Source organism: Aquirufa rosea (assembly GCF_004118285.1).
Taxonomy (GTDB): Bacteria; Bacteroidota; Bacteroidia; order Cytophagales; family Spirosomataceae; genus Aquirufa; species Aquirufa rosea.
In genome coordinates, this window is the sequence record NZ_SDHY01000006.1 from 180,604 (window position 1) to 198,176 (window position 17,573).

Consider the following 17,573-nt stretch of genomic DNA (forward strand, 5'->3'; position numbering starts at 1 on the left):
TTTTTCCTTTGATTAGCTAATTAATGAGCTGTCGCTGCAGCGCCTTTCTTGCAACAAGAAGGCAGCTTTTCGTAGCTCTTGCCATCTGCTACTACCTCATCGGCATCATATCCTACTTCTGCAATGGCTCGCTTAATCGCTGCCACATCAGTTTTTTTAGGATTATACTCCACCAAGATGGTCTTATCCTTGAGATCTAAATCTGACTTACTGATGCCTTTGCTCAAAGCCAAATTCTTCTCAATCCGCTCTTTGCACATCTCACAAATAGCTGAGGTTTTAATTTTTACGGTCTGCTTAGGCCCCGCCCAAGCTAAACCAGGGATAGCCAATAAGGCTGCAAGGATGATCTTTTTCATTAGGCTGCTTTTTTAACTGCTTTTAATTCCATCGTACAGGCTGGACATTTACCTTTTTTGGTATAGGTCTTATTGCCTTCACATTTCATTGGACATTGATATACTTCTTTTTTATCCGTTGAGGTTTTGCTAGCCTCATGCTTATGCTCTTGTTTTTCTTGTGCCATCAAGCCGTATGTTCCCAACATAAGACCTGCCATCATGATTACATTTTTCATTGTTTTTCTGTTTATTGAATTTTATAACGCATTCCTGTGTAAATCATCCTGCCAACAATTGGCCCCCAAACCATGGTCGCATCAAAGCCTCGACTGAAAGGATCCTTGGCAGACATGATGGGGTTTGACTGAGTAAAATTAAAAAGATTTTCAGCTCCTACATACATTTCCCACTTTTTGAATTGGCGGGTAACTTGGGCATATACCGTAGAGAAGGCTGGAGCCGTTAGCGATGGACTTACTCCATCATGCACATGCGCCAAACTCCCATTCGGAATTCTTCTGCTACCATTCCATTGCCATGTTAAATCGTACTTCCATTTTTCATAAGGCGTAGCATAGGCAATATTCACCAAGACCCGATCTTTATTCAAATAGGCTTTTGGCAATCGGCTCAAGGTCCCTTGAACTGTTAAATAATCCGCTTGTACATCCTGATAACGATAGGCGGCTTTTATCTCTAATCGCTTCCATGGACTGTAATTCATTTCTACCTGCCAGCTGTTGGCAAAGGAAACTCCCGGACTGCTGTACATCCTTAGTTCTCCCCCATTTTCCATATCCACCATCCACTGCTTTTCAAATTCGGTCCGAAAAGCATCGATCACCAAACTTCCCTTTCTCGTTCCAATCTGAAAATTCTTAGTTAAAGTCGCCCCAAAATTCCAAGCTTTCTCCATCGGATTCAAATCGCCCAAAAGCACCAATCTTCTTCCATTGGCAAGAAAACCCATATTTTCTGCCAAAGGATTCACTCGACGCCAGCCTTTTCCCGCTGATAAACGTAGAATCAAATCTTCAGCTGCATCCCATTTTAAATGCCATCTAGGAACCCATTGTAATCCTAATTGATTGTGCCAATCTACCCGATTCCCTACCACCATGGTTAATTGATTAGGAACGGTCCACGTATACTCAAAGAAAGCTCCAGGCACAATTTCCGTCCTAGCAAAGGTAGAATCTATATAACGTTCTTGATAAGAATCGTACAAAAAGCTAGCTCCAGCTTTCCAGCTGTGATTCGTATTATCAAAAATAGACTGATAAATCAAATTGGCATAGACACTTTGTTCCCTTCCCAAATAATTCTTGAAGGCAAAATAAGAATCATTCTGGTGCTGTGCACTATTCAAGATAAGGCCCAAACCTTGATACGGTTTGTCAGGAAACAATCTAGCTATCTTTGCAAATGTCTCAAAACGGGAAGTTTTACTACCAAATCCATAAATCAAAAAGCGATTAGAATTCTCTGCATCAAAGTTATTTTGACCTGCCAAACGGTTTTCGTACAAATAGGATGCTCCCCATTGAAGCATCCAGCGATCCGTTGAATACTTCCAGCGATTTAACACATTATACAAATCAAATATTGGCAAATCCATAAATCCATCACCATTTCCATCCAAGCGGGCTGCTTGCTTAGAATAATGAGTAAATAATCCGGTAGATAATTTTTGATTGAACCGATGCGCCCCTTGCTGGTTGATTTCAAAACGCCCCTGGGAATTGCCATAGACGTTTAAAAAATACTTTTCAGACGTATCAGGTTTGGCTAACTCGACATTAATCCCTCCCGTAATGGACTCATATCCATTGACTACCGAACTTTGCCCCTTGGCTAAATCAATGGATTTAATCCATGTACCCGGCAAATAATTTAATCCATAGGTTGTTTTTAAACCCCGAATGGAAGGAATATTTTCCATATTAGTTTGGACATAGGTGCCTGATAAACCCAATAATTGAATCTGTTTCGCTCCTGTAACCGCATCCGCAAAACTTACTGATACCGAGGCATTAGTCTCAAAACTCTCAGATAAATTACAGCAGGCAGCTTTTGCCAGCGTTTTCATCGTAAGAATTTCGGTATGTAAGGTGGACACATTGTCCATATTTCCAGGTGTGGCCACCACACGAACCTCCGTCAACTCTTTATTAGAAGGCTGTAAGTGTACATGCAAAAATTGATTCTTGTCCACAAAAACAGAATCATTTTTAAAACCAGTTGCACTAAATATCATCCAACCCGTTTTACCTTGTACATCCAATGAAAATGCACCTTTGGTATCCGTTAATGTACCTTTTTTGATAGGCTTAAAATACACGGAGGCACCTAGTATATCCTCCATGTTCCCCTGAGCATCTAGGCTCATAACACGTCCCTGGACCACTTGTCCATAAACAGCTGGGCTTATTTCGAGTATCAAGCCGAAAAATAATCCCCAATATAAGATTCGTTGAATTAGCATATGAATACAATATTTGATTAGAAAAATTCAGATAGAATTTTTGTTTGATCAAATATTGTATCGCTGAATAAAGGCCAATCGTTCAGTTAATGGCCGAAAATAAGGAGAGGAATCGAATGTATAGACCTTGGACTCATGAACCAATAAAGGGCTCAATGAATCAAGGCAAAGAACTAAAAATTCTGAATCTGAGGCCAGCACTTCAGCATTTAGCTGAGTCTTCTTTATTTGCTGATCAAAACTGAATTTGACTTGAATATGAGCATACTCGTAACATGCTGCTCGAGAGATACTTGTTTTATCTGAACTTGATGAATTGTTTTTAACTGGCAAAGACCAACTAAACTTCTTTTTGCCCGTTATCAAACAGTCGGAAACTTGATATGACAAGCCAACATGCCCTATTAAAAGCCATGCAGACAAGAACACCAAGAAAAACCGCTTTGCTATGCTTTTCATCAAAATCAATTTGAAACACTCAAATTTACATATTAATTAAATATATTTAGCCTAATGTCTTGTTTTAAAACACCTTACTACATAGCTTTTATCATTTTGCTATTCATTTATCACCCCGTTTGGGGCCAAAATGACAGCTATAGATACCTTATTTTATTCAAAGACAAGACCAATTCACCTTATTCCCTTTCCCAACCGGACAAGTTTCTAAGTGCTCGTTCCATCGAACGCCGAAGAAAATATCAAATTACACTGAAAGAGCAAGACCTACCTGTTAACCCCAAATATTTACAAAACGTTCAAAAAAGTGGTGCCCAAGTTTTATTTCCACTCAAATGGATTAACGGAGCTTTAATCCAACAAAAACCCAAAGATTTAGCTAATACCTTGAGCCAAGAGGGTGTAAAAGGCCTATATTATTCTTATCCCATCGATTCCAGTGGTTCTTTCCAAATAAAGAAAAAAAGCCCTAAACTCCCTGAGCTTCCAGAGGCATATCAAACACTAAGTGATAGCCTGGATTATGGTAATTCGACTACACAAATCTCTCAACTAGGAGTGAACACCATGCATGCCAAAGGATTTCGAGGGGAAGGAATACTTATTACCCTACTGGATGAAGGATTTTTAAATGCGAATAATGCTTCCTTTCTACAAAAAGCTTTCACGGAAAAAAGAATTTTAGCTACACTTACCACAACTCCAGGACTCAAGGATGTATATATTCAGGGATCTCATGGTACCCACGTATTAAGTACCATAGCAGGGTTCTCTCCCGGCAAATTGATGGGTACTGCTTTTCAGGCTCAATTCGCCTTGGCCCAAACTGAGGAAGGTAACACAGAAAAAATAGTAGAAGAAGTTAATTGGCTCCGTGGAGCTGAATGGGCGGATAGTCTAGGAACGGATATCATCAGTTCCTCTTTGGGCTATACCGTTTTTGATCTTAAATTAAGTAATCACAGTTACTCAGATATGAATGGTAAAACCGCTCTCAGCAGTTTGGCCGCAGCTTGGGCGGCACAAAGGGGCATTATTTGCACCATATCTGCGGGTAATGACGGCGCCTCCTCATGGAAATATATTTCTTCTCCTGCCGATGCAGATTCCATATTGGCCGTAGCAGCAGTCGATAAGTCTTTGCTGAGAGCTAGCTTTAGTTCTTGGGGGCCCAGCGCCGATGGAAGAATCAAACCAGATGTGGCTGCCATGGGACAGGCAACGGTGATAGGCACATATTCAGGGACCATCAGTACTTCCAATGGCACTTCTTTTGCCGCTCCGCTGATAGCAGGTTTGGTGGCTGGGACTTTACAAGCTAATCCCAACAAATCCCCTTGGCAAATCATGCAGGCCATCAAACAATCTGGTAATCAAAGCACTAAGCCTGATAATTCTTTAGGTTATGGTGTACCCAATTTTAACCAAATACAAAAATTACTGAATCCCTTATTAGCCATCTCAACAGTAGAAAAAAAACGCATTCAAGTTTATCCCAATGTTATTCAATTGGGAGATCCTGTGCATTTGAAACGAGATACCTTTGAAGAGATCACGGTGGAATTAATTAACAACCTAGGTTCGGTCATCTATACCTTTAGCTGGACAGGCCAACAACAAGATTTTTACCCGCCTCCTCTCGTTTCAGGGAAATATTATTTTAGATTTACAGATAAAATCACTCAAGAGGTGATTCCATTTTACTTTTCAAACTAAACCTTCATGAAAACACGCTTTCTTTCCTTAGATATTTTTCGAGGTATCACCTTGGCTATGATGATCTTAGTAAATACCTCGGGTAACGGTGAATTTACTTATGCCCCCTTGAAACATGCCAATTGGCATGGATTTACACCGACAGACCTGGTATTCCCTTCCTTCTTATTTATGGTGGGTGTGGCCATGCGATTTGCTTTTAAATCATTTCAATTTCAATTGACACCTAGTCTAAGAAATAAAATTATCAAGCGCACATTTCTTCTTTTCCTCATCAATTATATCATTTTTTACTTTCCCTTTCTTGACTTCTCTTGGGAAAATATGCGTTTTTTAAATGTATTGCCCAGGATAGCTTTATCCTATTGTGCTATTTCCTTTATTGTTCTTCAGGTTTCCGAAAAATGGCTCACAGGCATCAATGCGGGTATTTTATTGCTCTATTGGATTATTATGCTACTATTTGGCGACCATGGGGCTGCATTTGACTTGAGCACCAATGCGGTAAGAAAACTGGACCTATTCCTTTTTGGACCTTCGCATCTTTACCATGGTGATGGAATCGCTTTTGATCCAGAAGGTTTGTTGAGTACCTTACCTGCCTTGTCCACTTGTCTTTTCGGTTATCAAGTGAGCCTCTTCTTAGACAAAAGAAAAATAGATGGCAAGGAAGTGACCTTCCCTTTAGTGAGTGCAGGTTTGGGCTTAGTAGTTCTTGCACTCATTTGGGATCTAGCTTTCCCCATCAACAAAAAATTGTGGTCAAGTTCCTTTGTGCTTCTATGTGCCGGCATCGACTTCGTATTGATTGCCCTAATTTATTGTTGGATTGAAATCAAAGAAAAGAAATTGGCTAATACCTTCTTTTTAGTTTTTGGGACAAATTCCATCTTAGCATATGGTATTTCAGAACTTTTGGCCATCCAATTGAACAAATGGCAAATAGCAGAAGGCGATGGACAAACCTCTGCCAGCAATTGGATGTATTGGCATATTTTTGAACCTACGCTAGGAAAATACAATGGGTCGCTAGCCTATGCTATTTGCTTTGTACTTGTTTGCTGGTCTATTTGCTATGTTTTCTATCGAAAAAAATGGTTCTTAAAAGTATAGAACCCAAAGGAATAGCCATAAAAAAAGCTCATTAGAATGCCTAATGAGCTTTTTTATTTTTATGATAGCCACTAACTAAATAACATAGCCGCTCCAAATACCCCCGCACTATCCCCCAATTTAGGCTTAACCACCGGAGTATGCACCTCGCCCGAATTAAAAATATACCTTTTGATTCGTTCATATCCCTCCGTGTATAAGAGGTCAACATTTCCAACCCCACCACCAATCACAATCACATCAGGATCAATAACATTGATCAGCGTAGACATTCCTCGACCAAAATAATCCACTAATCGCTCTACAGTAGCCTCCGCCACCGCATCTTGGGAAGATTGGGCTGCTAGTAATATATCCTTCAATTTCATTTTAGTCCCCGAGTTTTTCTCATAATATCTTTCTAATGCCGTCCCTGAAATAACTGTCTCTACGCAGCCCGACTTACCACAGTAACAAGCTTCTCCCCCCTCTTCTAAAATATTATGCCCCCACTCTCCTCCTATTCCGTGTAATCCTTCGATGATTTTTCCATGAACTACCAATCCTCCACCAACACCTGTTCCCATAATCACTCCAAAAACCACTTCGGCCTTCGGATTCACATCTTGTACTGCCCCCAACAGGGTTTCTGCTAAGGCGAAGCAATTGGCGTCATTAGCTAGCTTAACTTCACAATTCAAGGTATTGGTCAGGTCCGTTGCCAAAGGCTGTCCGTTCAAACATACCGTATTGCAATTTTTCATAGTATTGGTTAATGGATTCAATACCCCAGGCGTGGCAAAACCAATGGCCGTCGGTTTTTCTCCCAAAATACCACTAACCCGGTCTACCAATACTTTAATTTGAGACACAATGTGCTGGTAACCTTTGGTTGATTCCGTATCTATACGTTCTCTCACCACGACCTTGCTCGGGTTTTGCTTATCCAAAACAGCACATTCAATTTTGGTTCCTCCCAAATCAATACCCCATAATAATTCTTGTTTCATCTTTTTTAGGTTTAGCGTCTATTATCATTGTTTTCAAGCATACTCAAATAACTGAAATATCTGGACTCCGCAATATCTCCTTCTTCCAAGGCAGCCCTCACCGCACAGCCAGGCTCCGACAAATGCATGCAATTGTTAAATTTACAACTTCCGAGCATCTCTCGCATCTCCGGAAAGTAATGCGCCAGCTCTTCTTTCTCTATTTCTAAAATCCCCAATTCTTTTATTCCCGGACTGTCAATCAAATAGGTATCAGGCCCAAGTTCCCACATGGTGGCGTAAGTCGTGGTATGAACCCCTTTTTGGGCAAAATCAGACACCTCCTTGGTTTTGATGTGCAGATCTGGGGCCACTACATTGGTTAGGCTAGATTTACCAACACCGGAATGTCCAGACAAAAGGGATACCTTTCCTTGAAATATGGCTTTAAATTCCTCTACCCCCTGGTTTTGAGGAATGGAAGTAAATAAAATTCCGTAGCCTAAAGATTGATATAAGCCCGCCCATTCAAAAACCTGGTCTTGCTCCTCCTCATTCAACAAATCCATTTTGTTGAAAACGATTTGTACAGGTATACGAAATGCCTCTGCAGTCACTAAAAAACGATCTAAAAAACCCAATGATGTCTTGGGCAATTTATAAGTCATAATGAATATAGCTTGATCAATATTGGCGGCTAACAATTGTCCTTGCCCCGTTTTGTGAACCGATTTTCGAATCAAGTAATTTTGACGTGGCAAAATCTCCACGATCAGCACCGTTTGATGTACTTCATCCTCCATTTCAAATATAACCCAATCACCCACAGCAATGGGATTGGAAGTTTGAGGACCTTTTAATTTAAATTTTCCCTTCAATCGACCTGAATAGACTAAACCTTCTTCCGATCGGATTTCATACCAGGAACCCGTGGAGCGAATAATTAATCCTTTTTTTCTAGTTTCAAGCATATTGAATGGTTCTTACATGGTGCATGATGGCTTCCGTGGCTCCCATATTATTGGCAATATAAGCTTGGGATTTTGTTTTTATTTTTTCCCTTCGTAGAGGATTATTCCATAAGTCAACCCAACATTTCTCTAAATCAGCACTCGATGAAATTACCCGAGCTATACCCTCCTCAATCAAAGCACATGCTTCTCTAAATTTAAGATAATTAAGGTTACCAAATGCAATGGCTGGTCCAAATACGGCTGCTTCCAAGGTATTATGTAAGCCTGCCCCAAAAGCTCCACCAATAAAGGCAAAACTTGCTCCTTGGTATAAAGAAGATAAACGACCCATTTCATTGACCAATAAAACTTGGGCATTAGCAAGCGGCGTGGATTTCTCGGAATGTGAATAAATACATGCTAATAGAATTTCCTTCTCCCATTTCGCCAACTCCTCCTCCTTAATTTCATGGGGAACTATGACCCACTTAATGGGTAAAGTCTGCTTATTTATCAAAGGGATAATTCGATCCATATCTGCCTGCCATACAGATCCCAATACAGCAAATGCTTCTCCCTGTAAAAATTCCGTCAACAAATCCCATGAATTAACCTGCCGGGACTGCGCATACACTCGATCAAACCTAGTATCTCCTGCGACCTGAACCGATTGAATTTGGATGCCTTCAAGTAAATCCTTGGAGGCCTGATCTTGAACGAATATCCGGCTAAATTGTCTTAATAAATTCCTGTAAAAGCCTCCGTACCAAGCAAAGAAAACTTGCTTAGGTCGAAATATGGCTGACACCAACAAAGTAGGCACCTGTCGTTGGGCTAATCCGGTTAGATAAAAATGCCAAAATTCATATTTGACAAATATGGCTAATTGGGGCTTGACTAGGTCTAGAAATCTCTGGCTCGATTTTGCGCCATCAAAAGGTAGATAGGATACAAAATCCACACCTGCAAAATTCTTTCTAACTTGATATCCTGAGGGAGAAAAGAAAGTTACCAAAATAAAATGTTCAGGATATTCTAAGCGGTAAGCTTCCATGACAGGTCTTCCTTGTTCAAACTCACCCAGGGAAGCCGTATGAAACCAGACAACCTTTCTTTCTTGAACTGTAAAAACCTTTTCAAGCTGTTGCCAAACATCTTCTTGTCCCTGCACCCAAAGTTTTGCTTTGGGATGGAACTTAGACAATCCTTCAAGGGTTTGACGATACAAAAACAAGGCAAAAGAATACAGCCAAACTCTCAAGTTTTTCTTAAATTTGATGTTGAATCTTTAAAATTACGAAATAAGCAGAAAACCTGCATCATTCTTATGAATTGGAATAACTTAAACGAATTATCGCAAATTGATCAAATCATTGAAGATTCGAAAAAACAGCCCATCGTTGTTTTTAAACATAGTACCCGCTGCTCCATTTCAGCCACCTCGCTGAATCGATTAGAAAGAGCTTGGAATGTAGACAATACTCCAGCATATTTATTAGATTTAATTGCTTTTCGAACAATTTCTAATCAAATTGCTGATACATTTCAGGTGGAGCATCAATCACCGCAGGTTTTGGTCATTGATCAAGGCAAATGCAGTTATCATGCATCGCATTGGGATATCTCCATGGATGAATTGAAACCATATATTAGCCAGTAACATGTTCAAGGCTTTACCTAAGTATATATTGGTTCTAATGCTAACACCCACATTCCTATGGGCGCAACGTAGCGGTACTCCCAGTACCCCTAAAATGACCAATCAAAATACTACAAGAGCTAATAGCAGCACGACACCCGCTACTCAGATCAGTGAAAGAGGTACATGGGCCATAGGTTTAACGACCACCACAAATTCGGGAATTTTTGGTGGACTTAATTTTAGAAAATCCTGGAATAAAAATCCTAATAGACAGCCCATCATAGGTTTAGACCTAGTCAATTTAAAGGATTACCGTGAATTCACCTCTCCCTTTTCATACAACGGCAGAAGCTACACGGAAGGCAAATTGAATAATTTACTCATTGCCAGACCCGAATTTGGTATGCAATGGATGTTATTTAAAAAATCCAGCGAAGGCGGTGCAGCCTTAAAAGGTATATTAGCTACAGGGCCTAGTTTAGGATTTAAAATTCCCTACTACGTGGATGTGTCATATCTAGATCCTAATAGTGGTAGAACAATTATTAAATCTATTCCTTACACGGAGGCCATTAATAGCAGTCCAAGTAGATCTGTCATCATAGGTGAAGGCGGTTATTTTGCAGGAAGTGGCAATGCGAAGCTGGCACCTGGTTGGCATATCAAATCAGGCTTCGATATTGAACTAAACACCATTAAGCATAATTATTTAAGCCTGGAAGTAGGTTTTATCGTGGATGTTTTTCAAAATCCAGTGGAAATACTTAACCAAACTACCCCTAGGGCAGTTTATACGACGGGTTACTTAACTTTCTTCTTTGGAAGAACTTATTGATATATCATGATTGAATTACCGCAAATAAATCCCGTAGCCAATACCCGTAAACCAGATTGGTTACGTGTCAAATTGCCTATTGGGGAAAAATATACTAACGTCAGAAAGATCGTAGACGAATATAAATTGCATACCATCTGCCAGTCGGGAAATTGTCCTAATATGGGAGAATGCTGGGGAGAGGGAACTGCCACCTTTATGATTTTGGGTAATGTCTGCACGCGTTCTTGTACTTTTTGTGCCGTAGCCACAGGTAGACCTCCAGAATATGATGAAGATGAGCCAAGACGTGTGGCCGAGGCAATTCGTTTGATGAAAGTAAAGCATGCCGTGATTACCTCCGTAAATCGTGATGAGCTGAAAGATAAGGGAGCTGAAATTTGGTATCAAACCGTACGTGCAGTCAAAGAAAGTACTCCACAAACTACCATTGAGACCTTAATTCCCGATACAAAAGGAAATTGGGATGCCTTAATCCGAATGATTGAGGCAGGCCAAGAAGTGGTTTCCCATAACATGGAAACAGTCGCTAGGCTTTACCGATACGTTCGTCCACAGGCCAAATATGAGCGCAGTTTAGAGCAAATTCAACGCACGAAAAATTTTGGCAAAAGAACGAAATCAGGCATTATGCTTGGCCTAGGAGAAACGAAAGAAGAAGTATTTCAAGCCATGGATGATTTAGTCGCTCATGGATTAGATGTATTAACCTTGGGTCAATACTTACAACCTACCAAAATGCACCATGAGGTGATCGAGTGGATTCATCCTGATACATTCGCGATGTATAAGGAAGAAGGTTTAAAAAGAGGTTTAGCCTATGTGGAGGCGGGCGCATTGGTGCGTTCCAGCTATCATGCCGAACGCCATATCTAATGCCACATGAGTCTTCTAGCCCCCAGTGATACTTCTTATCGGTACATATTTGCTGGGGGAGGCATGTCTGCCCTTTCCTTGGTTTACTACTTAAGCCAAAGTAAAAGAGCTCAAGAACCCATGTTGATCATAAATCCTTCACTCGAGAAGGCTCAAGATAAAACCTGGTGTTATTGGTCAGATCAAGCGGAAGAATTTGATGGAATAGCGCAAAAAACATGGAAAAAATTATGGTTCCATGGATCTCAAGGAAATAGCATTGCCTTGGACATCCAACCATTTCAATATGTTAAAATCAGGAGTGCAGATTGGTTTCCATATATTAGAAAACACTTAAGCCTGTTTCCTAACATCCACTTTCTAGAGGCGGAAGTAATTCAAATATGCCCAGAGAAAAAAGGAATAAAAGTTATTAGCACGCAAGGAGATTTCTGGGCCAACGATAAAGTTTTTGATTCCTACAGTACTTTCCCTTGTGAAATACAAAACCCTCAACACATCAAGCAGCATTTTTTGGGCTGGGAGGTAGAAAGTCATTTCCCGATTTTTAAAGCAGATGCGGCACACTTATTCGATTTCAGGGTGGCCCACGGCTCCGAATGTGAATTCATGTACCAGCTACCAATCTCCTCTAAAAAATCCTTGTTTGAATATACCTTTTTCTCTGCCGAGGTGAGAGAAGCCAAATTCTATCGAGAAAAAATTAAATCCTATTTACAGGCATATTATGGCCTGGGAGATGAAGACTACCAAATTAAAGAAGAGGAAAAAGGGATTATTCCCATGTGCTTAGATAATCGACCAAGGCAAAGTCTAGCCGATAAAATTATTCGAATTGGTACTTCAGGTGGCTTTATCAAAGCCTCTACGGGATATAGCTTTTTAAGAACACAGCGAATCACTAAAGCCCTAGTCAAGGAACTAGAAAAAGAGTCCTCCAACCAGTCTATCTTGCCGAGCAATTCCTTTAAAAACTGGCTTGACCGAGTATTTTTGCAGGTTTTATTAGAAAAATCTATTCCAGGAAGTAAAGTTTTTGAAGCTTTATTTATGAGGAATAAGGGGAGTAAAATGCTGCGCTTCTTGGATGAAAAAACCAGTATCTGGGAAGATTTAATACTCATGACCACCGTTCCTCGCATGCCATTTATTCGGGCTGTTTACCATTTATTTTTAAGAAAGTAATAGATGACTAATTCTTCCTACTGCACTTGTAGCTATGTAAGATAATTGGTACTTTTGTAAGATTAATCACACTAAATAAACCGTTCCGCCAATGGCATATTTATTTACATCTGAATCGGTATCTGAAGGGCACCCTGATAAAGTAGCCGACCAAATCTCAGATGCTTTAATTGACCACTTCATGGCTTTTGACCCAAAATCGAAAGTCGCTTGTGAAACTCTTGTTACGACAGGTCAAGTTATTTTAGCTGGAGAGGTTAATTCTAATATCTACCTAGACGTACAGTCCATTACTCGTGAGGTAATTCGAAAAATTGGATATACCAAAGCAGAATACATGTTTGAAGCTAATTCATGCGGTATTTTGTCAGCTATTCACGAACAATCAGCAGATATCAATCAAGGTGTAGATCGTGGAAAGCCTGAGGAACAAGGTGCAGGTGACCAAGGAATGATGTTTGGTTATGCGACAAAAGAGACTGAGAATTACATGCCATTGGCTTTAGACTTAGCCCACAAAATCCTCAAAGAACTTTCCGAAATACGTAATCAAGAGAATCCAATCATCCATTATTTGCGTCCAGATGCTAAATCTCAAGTGACGATAGAATACTCAGATGATCATATACCTCAACGCATTGATACTATCGTGGTTTCTACTCAGCACGATGATTTTGATACTGAGCCTAACATGTTAGCCAAAATCAAAAAAGACATCATTGAGATCGTTATTCCTCGTGTAAAAGCTAAATTAAAACCTGAGTTACAGGCTTTATTTACAGATAAAATCACTTACCACATCAACCCAACGGGTAAATTTGTGATTGGTGGACCTCACGGAGATACAGGTTTAACAGGTCGTAAGATTATTGTGGATACTTATGGAGGAAAAGGTGCGCATGGTGGAGGTGCTTTTTCAGGGAAAGATCCATCCAAAGTAGACCGTTCGGCAGCTTATGCTACACGGCATATTGCCAAAAACTTAGTGGCAGCCGGACTTTGTGACCAAGTATTGGTTCAAGTATCCTATGCTATCGGAGTAGCTAAACCTTGTGGTTTATTCATCGATACTTATGGAACTGCTAAGGTTAATTTAACAGATGGAGAAATCGCTAGAAAAGTAGAAGAAATCTTTGATATGCGTCCTTATTTCATTGAACAACGCCTGAAGTTAAGAAATCCAATCTATTCGGAAACTGCGGCTTACGGACATATGGGCCGTAAAAACGAAGTAGTAACTAAGAAATTTGTTGGACCTAATGGTACAAAAAATCTAGAAGTGGAATTATTCACATGGGAGAAATTGGATTATGTAGATGCGGTTAAATCAGCATTCCAATTATAGTCTAAGGCCTTTATATAGCAAAAAAGGGGACGAATGTCCCCTTTTTTGTGTCTTATGGTGAAACAACTATTCTGGTAAATCCAGAGCCGTTTTAGATGCTTTAACTTGATTTAATTTAGCTTTAAAGCGTTTAATTTGCTCAGCAATAGCATTCAATGCTAAATCTAAGGCTTCTTCAAAAGACCTAGCCTTCTCTTTTACGAATAAGACAGCACCAGGTACAGCAATTTTAATTTCAAGTAATTTTTCTTTTACTTTCCCCTCCCCTTGTTCTAATTTAAGAAATACCTCTCCGCTGGTTATTCGATCATAAAAGGTTTCTAATTTGTTCAACTTAGCTTGGATACTCTCGACTAATTTACGATCCGCTGTGAAGTGGATGGCATGAACTTGCACTTTCATAAGCTTGAAATTTAAAGGTGAAATATTGCTTTGGGAATCCAACAAAGCCTACAACATAAAGAACGTTCTAGATTCATGGGAAATGTAGAATATTTTCAAAAAGATGTCAAGCATTTTTAGCAGAATTTTTAGACAAGAAGAAAAGTATTTTGGGGGGCTAAAATGGAACCCAAATAAAATCATTTCATATCCAAATTATTACATCCACTCTACCCGAATCAACCTCATGGAAATCTGTTGCTGCTTAAAAAAATCATGCCAAAAATATTGGATAGCAGACAAATGGTCATTGGGAGATTTAACCTCCACAAAGGCATAGTCTACTCCCTTTTGAATAAATAAATCTGGAAAACCTTTGGCATGAGTACCCAAGTGCTGCCACATATAAGATATCACCTCCTTTAAAGCCGCTCTGGGAATCACTTGCAAGATGCGTTCAATTACATCAAAATCTAATCTTTGCCAATCGACCAAGGGATTCATTTGACCCTGATATTTAGACGCATTTTGCTTTAATAGCCCCATTAATTGATGCTCACTCTCCAGTAATTGCAATAAGTTCTGAAATTCATTTGACAAAGCCATGATAAAGTTTTCTTGGGCATAATGGCTTGGCGCATATTGAAAAGGATGATGAAAACCAGTCCCCTGAGGTCTAAAAATCAATTCCCAAAACCAAAGTCCGAGCAGATTCTTCCAAACCCTATTCTCCGTAAAGGCCGCATAATAACCTTTTGATCTAAAATATTCGGCTACTCCTTCCTCGACATTTTCCTTCCATTCGCTGGAAATGGCTAATTTTTCAGCCTCCTTCAAGCTGGAGGTCACTTGCTTAATTTGCTTTTTAGATTCTTGTTTCAACAGAAAATCCTCAAAAAAATGCCTCTCCTTAGGATTTGCAATCAGTTCCAGCCCCGTGCGAGCCCACATTTTAGCTTCATCCAAGCGTTTCAACTTGGCCAAAAGTCGAACCCTTCGTTCCAGAGATGCTCCAGCTAGGCTTTCTTCATACATTGACAAGGCTGATTCCAATTCACCTTTCCTTTCCAACCAACGTGCCACATGAAACAAGGTTCTTTCAAAACTACCTAAACAAAGTTCTACTAATTCAGGCAGCAAAGGCCACATGTGTGAACGCCAACTATTCAAAATTTTCTCCACCGACTTTTCTTCCTTCGATTTTTCGAAAAACCATTCTCTCCAAATACTGATTCTCCATTTTTGAACTGCTTCCTCTCGGCTAGAAAAATAAGGTACTAAATCTTCCTCCTGGATGTTGATGAATTGCCGGTGTCCTAAATCACGCACCACGAAATCCGTCAAATCGTGATGTCTACTACCAAAAAACAAAAACTGAATAAATTGAAAATACGTAGTACGCAAAGGTCGAATTAATGAAATCCCTAGTTCTTGCAATCGAGAAATAAAATCCCGCTCGGTCAAATTCTCCTGAATATATTGCACCACGACAGGCTTGGAGACTGATTTAGGCAGAGGGTTTTTATCTCCTGGCTTATGTAAAATTTCTAGGCAGATTGACTTGGTTAAATTTCCCAGACAAGAAAAAATGACTTCATTTTCCGATTGTTCAATTTTTTCCAAAAAATTTAAATGCATCAATTCCACAATAACAGCCTCCATGGATTCAATTTCTGGATAATTCAATTGATCTTCCTGAAACCACGTCGATCTTCTGCTAGCTAAGCGTAAATACAAACATTGAGCAAAAAAGGAGGCCGACTCAAAATCACGGATAAAAACCTGTTCATGTTCATCCAAAATATGTGTATAATGCTTGGCCACATAGCGAAGTATGTATTGGAAATAATACCAATAATAGGTGGGCGACAAAGGTACCTGTTGGCTAGTATCCATGGAGTAGGGCTAATCAATTAGTCGAAATTGTACTATTTGACTAAAAATTTCAAAATTTTCAATAGAAAATTAGATTTTTTCAACAATTAATAAAACTTGGGTATATTTGCCTGCCTTATCTGAGGCATACATCTCCACTTACAATTTGAAACAAAAATAGTATGCAAACAGTCGCCAATTTCAATTTCGCTGGTAAAAAAGCTCTGGTTCGTGTTGATTTTAATGTTCCTTTGAACGAAAGGTTCGAAATTACCGACGATACACGTATAAAAGCCACGATACCCACTATTCAGAAAATTCTGAAAGATGGTGGTTCCGTTATTCTCATGTCCCACTTAGGTAGACCGAAAGATGGCCCAACTGAAAAGTATTCATTGAAACATTTGGTTACCCCTCTTTCCATCGTATTTGGAATCAAAGTAAAATTTGCCCCAGATTGTATTGGTGAAGAGGCCGTTAAATTAGCCAGTGATCTACAAGCAGGTGAAATTCTACTTCTTGAAAACCTACGTTTTTACAAAGAAGAAGAAAAAGGCGACGAGGCATTTGCTCAGAAATTAGCCAGCTTAGGAAATGTTTGGGTAAATGATGCATTTGGAACAGCGCACCGTGCACACGCCTCTACGGCTGTTATGGGTAAATTCTTGCAAGACCGAGTAAGTGGATACGTAATGCAAGCAGAAATTGATAATGCTAAAAAAATCTTAGAATATGCCGACAGACCATTTACGGCCATCATGGGTGGTTCTAAGATCTCTGATAAAATATTAATCATTGAGCAATTATTGGATAAGGTAGATAATCTAATCATCGGTGGTGGAATGACTTATACCTTCTCTTTAGCGGAAGGTGGAAAAATTGGTAAATCGATCTCAGAACCTGATAAAGTAGATTTAGCTAAAAGTCTGTTAGAAAAAGCCAAGGCTAAAGGCGTAAAATTGTACATGCCAGTGGATAATGTAGTAGCTGATGATTTCAGTAATTCTGCGAACCAACAAACGGTAAATAGAGGAGAGATTCCTGATGGCTGGGAGGGATTGGACATAGGACCTAAATCCATTGAATTATTCCAGGAGGTTATTGCTAACTCTAAAACTATCCTTTGGAATGGCCCTATGGGAGTATTTGAGTTTCCTAATTTTGCGAAAGGCACCAATGCCATTGCAGATGCCGTAGTGAAAGCCACAGAAGATAATGGAGCATTTTCATTGATTGGAGGAGGAGATTCAGCTTCTGCTATCAATAATGCAGGTTATGGTGACCGTGTAAGCTATGTATCCACTGGTGGAGGAGCTTTGCTAGAATACATGGAAGGTAAAGTATTACCAGGTGTAGCTGCATTGGAAGCTTAAAAAGCCAAAAAATATTAAAAATAGCA

Annotated in this window: 17 protein-coding genes; 8 read left to right on the forward strand and 9 right to left on the reverse strand. The window is 39.7% G+C overall.

Translation table 11 applies throughout. The features are described 5' to 3' along the window. Positions 1 to 20 precede the first annotated feature (20 nt). The 4 genes from ESB04_RS10485 to ESB04_RS10500 are packed head-to-tail and all read right to left on the reverse strand — an operon-like array spanning position 21 to position 3,285. Entirely contained in the window at positions 21 to 359 is a 339-nt protein-coding gene (locus ESB04_RS10485; protein WP_129027695.1) for a heavy-metal-associated domain-containing protein, read from the reverse strand. Next, positions 359 to 577 (reverse strand): heavy metal-binding domain-containing protein, encoded by a 219-nt coding sequence (locus ESB04_RS10490; RefSeq protein WP_129027696.1) that lies wholly within the window; start codon positions 575 to 577, stop codon positions 359 to 361. Before ESB04_RS10490 ends, ESB04_RS10485 begins: the two co-directional genes overlap by 1 nt. Positions 578 to 588: 11 nt before the next feature. Beyond that, the gene (locus ESB04_RS10495) at positions 589 to 2,826 is read right to left on the reverse strand and encodes a TonB-dependent receptor (RefSeq protein WP_129027697.1); all 2,238 of its coding nucleotides are present in this window, start codon (positions 2,824 to 2,826) and stop codon (positions 589 to 591) included. 48 nt (positions 2,827 to 2,874) lie between these two features. Further along, positions 2,875 to 3,285 carry a hypothetical protein gene (locus tag ESB04_RS10500; protein ID WP_129027698.1) on the reverse strand — a complete coding sequence of 137 codons (411 nt, stop codon included), beginning with the start codon at positions 3,283 to 3,285 and terminating at the stop codon, positions 2,875 to 2,877. 54 nt (positions 3,286 to 3,339) lie between these two features. Between ESB04_RS10500 and ESB04_RS10505 the strand changes: the two genes are divergently transcribed. Together ESB04_RS10505 and ESB04_RS10510 are read left to right on the forward strand one after the other, a co-directional pair. Next, entirely contained in the window at positions 3,340 to 5,001 is a 1,662-nt protein-coding gene (locus ESB04_RS10505) for a S8 family serine peptidase (protein ID WP_129027699.1), read from the forward strand. Positions 5,002 to 5,007: 6 nt separating this feature from the next. Beyond that, positions 5,008 to 6,114 carry an acyltransferase family protein gene (locus ESB04_RS10510; RefSeq protein WP_129027700.1) on the forward strand — a complete coding sequence of 369 codons (1,107 nt, stop codon included), beginning with the start codon at positions 5,008 to 5,010 and terminating at the stop codon, positions 6,112 to 6,114. Between the two features lie 71 nt (positions 6,115 to 6,185). On the opposite strand, the gene ESB04_RS10515 is transcribed toward ESB04_RS10510, so the two are convergent. From ESB04_RS10515 to ESB04_RS10525, 3 genes are read right to left on the reverse strand one after another with little or no spacing between them, the layout of a single operon-like run. Then, positions 6,186 to 7,103 (reverse strand): ROK family protein, encoded by a 918-nt coding sequence (locus tag ESB04_RS10515; protein WP_129027701.1) that lies wholly within the window; start codon positions 7,101 to 7,103, stop codon positions 6,186 to 6,188. 11 nt (positions 7,104 to 7,114) lie between these two features. Further along, positions 7,115 to 8,053 carry a ribosome small subunit-dependent GTPase A gene (gene rsgA / locus ESB04_RS10520; protein WP_129027702.1) on the reverse strand — a complete coding sequence of 313 codons (939 nt, stop codon included), beginning with the start codon at positions 8,051 to 8,053 and terminating at the stop codon, positions 7,115 to 7,117. Further along, positions 8,046 to 9,296: a 3-deoxy-D-manno-octulosonic acid transferase gene (locus ESB04_RS10525; protein ID WP_164969644.1), complete on the reverse strand. Its 1,251-nt coding sequence runs from the start codon at positions 9,294 to 9,296 to the stop codon at positions 8,046 to 8,048. Before ESB04_RS10525 ends, rsgA begins: the two co-directional genes overlap by 8 nt. A 66-nt stretch (positions 9,297 to 9,362) precedes the next feature. Between ESB04_RS10525 and ytxJ the strand changes: the two genes are divergently transcribed. The 5 genes from ytxJ (at position 9,363) to metK (ending at position 13,918) form a co-directional block, all read left to right on the forward strand. Further along, positions 9,363 to 9,695 (forward strand): bacillithiol system redox-active protein YtxJ, encoded by a 333-nt coding sequence (ytxJ, locus tag ESB04_RS10530; RefSeq protein WP_129027704.1) that lies wholly within the window; start codon positions 9,363 to 9,365, stop codon positions 9,693 to 9,695. Positions 9,696 to 9,732: 37 nt separating this feature from the next. Continuing rightward, positions 9,733 to 10,512 (forward strand): hypothetical protein, encoded by a 780-nt coding sequence (locus ESB04_RS10535; RefSeq protein ID WP_129027705.1) that lies wholly within the window; start codon positions 9,733 to 9,735, stop codon positions 10,510 to 10,512. A gap of 6 nt (positions 10,513 to 10,518) precedes the next feature. Further along, the gene (gene lipA, locus ESB04_RS10540; RefSeq protein ID WP_129027706.1) at positions 10,519 to 11,388 is read left to right on the forward strand and encodes a lipoyl synthase; all 870 of its coding nucleotides are present in this window, start codon (positions 10,519 to 10,521) and stop codon (positions 11,386 to 11,388) included. 6 nt (positions 11,389 to 11,394) lie between these two features. Further along, a complete protein-coding gene (locus ESB04_RS10545) occupies positions 11,395 to 12,573 on the forward strand; it encodes a lycopene cyclase family protein (RefSeq protein WP_129027707.1) in 1,179 nt (392 codons plus the stop codon). 91 nt (positions 12,574 to 12,664) lie between these two features. After that, positions 12,665 to 13,918: a methionine adenosyltransferase gene (gene metK / locus ESB04_RS10550; RefSeq protein ID WP_129027708.1), complete on the forward strand. Its 1,254-nt coding sequence runs from the start codon at positions 12,665 to 12,667 to the stop codon at positions 13,916 to 13,918. Between the two features lie 66 nt (positions 13,919 to 13,984). Here the strand turns inward: metK and ESB04_RS10555 are convergent, their stop codons facing one another. Together ESB04_RS10555 and ESB04_RS10560 are read right to left on the reverse strand one after the other, a co-directional pair. After that, positions 13,985 to 14,320: an HPF/RaiA family ribosome-associated protein gene (locus ESB04_RS10555; RefSeq protein ID WP_129027709.1), complete on the reverse strand. Its 336-nt coding sequence runs from the start codon at positions 14,318 to 14,320 to the stop codon at positions 13,985 to 13,987. 198 nt (positions 14,321 to 14,518) lie between these two features. Beyond that, on the reverse strand, positions 14,519 to 16,195 hold the full coding sequence (locus ESB04_RS10560; RefSeq protein ID WP_129027710.1) for a VRR-NUC domain-containing protein: 1,677 nt from the start codon (positions 16,193 to 16,195) through the stop codon (positions 14,519 to 14,521). Positions 16,196 to 16,356: 161 nt separating this feature from the next. On the opposite strand from ESB04_RS10560, the gene ESB04_RS10565 reads away from it, so the two are divergent. Continuing rightward, the gene (locus ESB04_RS10565; protein WP_129027711.1) at positions 16,357 to 17,547 is read left to right on the forward strand and encodes a phosphoglycerate kinase; all 1,191 of its coding nucleotides are present in this window, start codon (positions 16,357 to 16,359) and stop codon (positions 17,545 to 17,547) included. The last annotated feature ends 26 nt before the right edge of the window (positions 17,548 to 17,573 follow it).